This is a genomic window from Glycocaulis sp. (assembly GCF_052168375.1).
Lineage (GTDB): Bacteria > Pseudomonadota > Alphaproteobacteria > Caulobacterales > Maricaulaceae > Glycocaulis.
Window position 1 is genome coordinate 1 of sequence record NZ_JBQLZR010000122.1, and the last position, 2571, is coordinate 2571.

Genomic DNA, 2571 nt, shown 5'->3' on the forward strand with positions numbered 1-2571 from the left:
GCCCCGGCCTATCGAGTTGCGCCCCGTCGGTCCGTGGTCACCGGGAAATCCGCCCAAGCTCGATCCGGTACGCCATATCTGGTTCCGCGTTCGCGGCGATTTCGGCCCCGATCCGCTGCTGCACCGCGCGGCGCTAGCCTATGCCTCCGACATGGCGCTTCTGGGAACCTCCATGCAGCCCCATGGCGTCAGCTGGGTATCGCCCGGGCTCCAGTCCGCGAGCCTTGATCATGCGGTCTGGTTCCACGATGCGGTGCGCATGGATGAATGGCTGCTCTACACCACAGACAGCCCGTGGGCGGGTGCCGGACGCGGCTTCAATCGCGGGCGGCTATTCACACGCGATGGCCGGCTGGTCGCCAGCACGGCGCAGGAAGGCCTGATTCGTATCCGCAAGCGCTAGCGGCGTGGCTGGGCCGCAAACCATGGCTCCATGCGGGCGATCGCCTCTCGAACCTGATCGGTTGATGCCGCAAAGCTGAACCGCATGAAATGGCGTCCCTCGACAGGGTCGAAATCGACACCCGGAGCGGTAGCCACATAGGTCTCGCGTAGCAGGCGCTCGCAAAACGCCATGCTGTCATCGGTCAGGTGGCCAATATCGGCCCAGATGTAGAAAGCGCCATCGGGCGGAGCGAAGTGGTCAAGGCCGAGACGGCCTGCCGCCTCCAGCATGAGCGCGCGATTGGCGCTGTAGGTTCGGACATGCCCATCCAGTGTCTCGCGGCAGTCCATGGCGGCCAGTGCCGCGTGCTGGCTCAGCGATGGCGGCGTCAGGAACAGATTGCCGCGATAGGCTTTCGCGCTGTCGGCAAGGCTTTGCGGGGCAACCAGCCAGCCCAGGCGCCAGCCAACCATCGAATAGTATTTCGAAAAGCTGTTGACGATGAAGGCTGTATCATCGAACTCGAGCACCGAACGCGCCGGCTCGCCATAGCTCAGCCCGTGATAGATCTCGTCGGAGATGATGCGGATTGAGCGTTCCGCGCACACCGCACACAGCCGGGCAAGCTCGCCGGCGGGGATTATGGTCCCGGTCGGGTTGGCGGGACTCGCGATGATGACACCGGCCGGAGGCGTTTCCATCGCTTCGATCTGCGCTGCACTCAGCTGAAAGCGCGTCTGCGCGCCGCAGGCGATCTCCAGCGGGTTGATATGCAGCGCTTTGAGCGTGTTGCGATAGGCAACATAGCCGGGACGGGCCAGCGCCACGGTGTCACCCGGATTGAAGGCCGTGATGAGCGAAAGAAGCAAGGCGGGTGACGCACCGGCGGTCAGCAATATCCTGTCCGGACCCGGATCAACGCCATAGGCCTCGCGGTAATGCCGGGCGATGCGTTCGCGCAGCGCGCTGCTTTCCCAATAGCTCATCGGGTCGCTGTCCAGCACCTGGTGGGCCGCCGTGATCGCCTCGCCCGGCGCGCCTGTGGCGGGCTGGCCGAACTCCATGTGGATGACCGGCCTGCCTTGCGCCTTCAGGCGCTGGGCCAGTTCCGAAATCGCTATGGCCCGGAAAGGGTCTATCGCCGCACCCATCAGGTGAGTGCCTCTGGACAACGCATGCCTGTATCCCTTTGCGCAGCACTATTCAGCCGCGATCGCCTGTTCTTGTGACGCAGCGCCGGCATCGCGGTGGCGCAAGGCCCGGCCAAGCTTTTGCTTGCCATGGGCGGAGGTGAAGCCGCCATCAGCCCAGACAATCCCGCCGCCCACGACAACATGGGTCACGACACCATCCGACCGGTTGACCAGTTGCTCATGGTCGAACACATCGCGGTGGATGAATTGCAGCCCCGCATCGGAATCGTAAGCCTTCAGGGCTTCCGGATCGATGATGGCGATATCGGCAATGCTGCCAATCTCGATGCGTCCGGCATCAATGCCGATGAAGTCGGCCGGGTCGCGGGTCAGGCGCTTCACCTGGGCAGCCACGCGCTCCATGCCTTCGCCTTGCGCCATCTGCAGGCAGCGCAGATTGCCGTCATAGAAGGCCATATTGGTCAGATGCGCCCCTGAATCGTTGAAGCCGGGGAATATCTGCGGATCGTTCAGCAATTTCCGGACAACCTCCATGTCGCGGTTGGCCGAAATCGTCCACCAGCGCAGATCGGTATCGTAAAGCTGGAACAGGCCGAGCACGAAATAGGGCTCGCCGATATCAGGCGTGGAGGCAATGGCCGGCAGGGCTTCAAACGCCGCCCGCTCGTCATCGGAGCGGATAACGTCCGGCATCGCAAAGCTTACCTGGTAGCGTTTGAACACATCTTCGAAGGTCTCTCCCACCCAGTCCGCCGGACAGCCGGAATGGAAGACCATGTTCTTCATGTCGCGGTCGAACGCCATCTGCTCGGCGCGCATCTTGCGCTTCAGCCCGGCAAGCCCGCCCTGCTTTCCGTGCATCCACATCGCGCAGAAGCGTGCCTGATAGTCCGGGTCAGCGAGAATGCGCTGACGGGCCTCCCGATCTTCCAGATCAGGCTCGTTGAGTGCGCGGAGTTCCGGGATTTCTTCCGCAAGCGGATTGACCGGGCCATCCCAGTAAAGTCGGAAGGGTGCCGCCAGTGCCTGAAA

General features: G+C 63.2%; 3 protein-coding genes. 1 reads left to right on the forward strand and 2 read right to left on the reverse strand.

From position 1 onward, the window contains the following. Positions 1–403, forward strand: a 403-nt coding sequence (locus ACTS2Z_RS04785; protein WP_442572084.1) for an acyl-CoA thioesterase, incomplete at its 5' end; no start/stop codon positions are given. On the opposite strand, the gene ACTS2Z_RS04790 is transcribed toward ACTS2Z_RS04785, so the two are convergent. Both ACTS2Z_RS04790 and ACTS2Z_RS04795 read right to left on the reverse strand, forming a co-directional pair. Further along, positions 400–1536: a pyridoxal phosphate-dependent aminotransferase gene (locus ACTS2Z_RS04790; RefSeq protein ID WP_442572086.1), complete on the reverse strand. Its 1137-nt coding sequence runs from the start codon at positions 1534–1536 to the stop codon at positions 400–402. The genes ACTS2Z_RS04785 and ACTS2Z_RS04790 overlap by 4 nt on opposite strands. 48 nt (positions 1537–1584) lie before the next feature. Next, positions 1585–2571, reverse strand: a 987-nt coding sequence (locus ACTS2Z_RS04795) for an amidohydrolase family protein (protein WP_442572085.1), incomplete at its 5' end; no start/stop codon positions are given.

What these genes read in the sequence shown, in the direction of transcription:
- ACTS2Z_RS04790 (WP_442572086.1), bottom strand. Translation starts at nt 1,536, where the DNA reads ATGGGTGCGGCGATAGACCCTTTCCGGGCCATAGCGATTTCGGAACTG.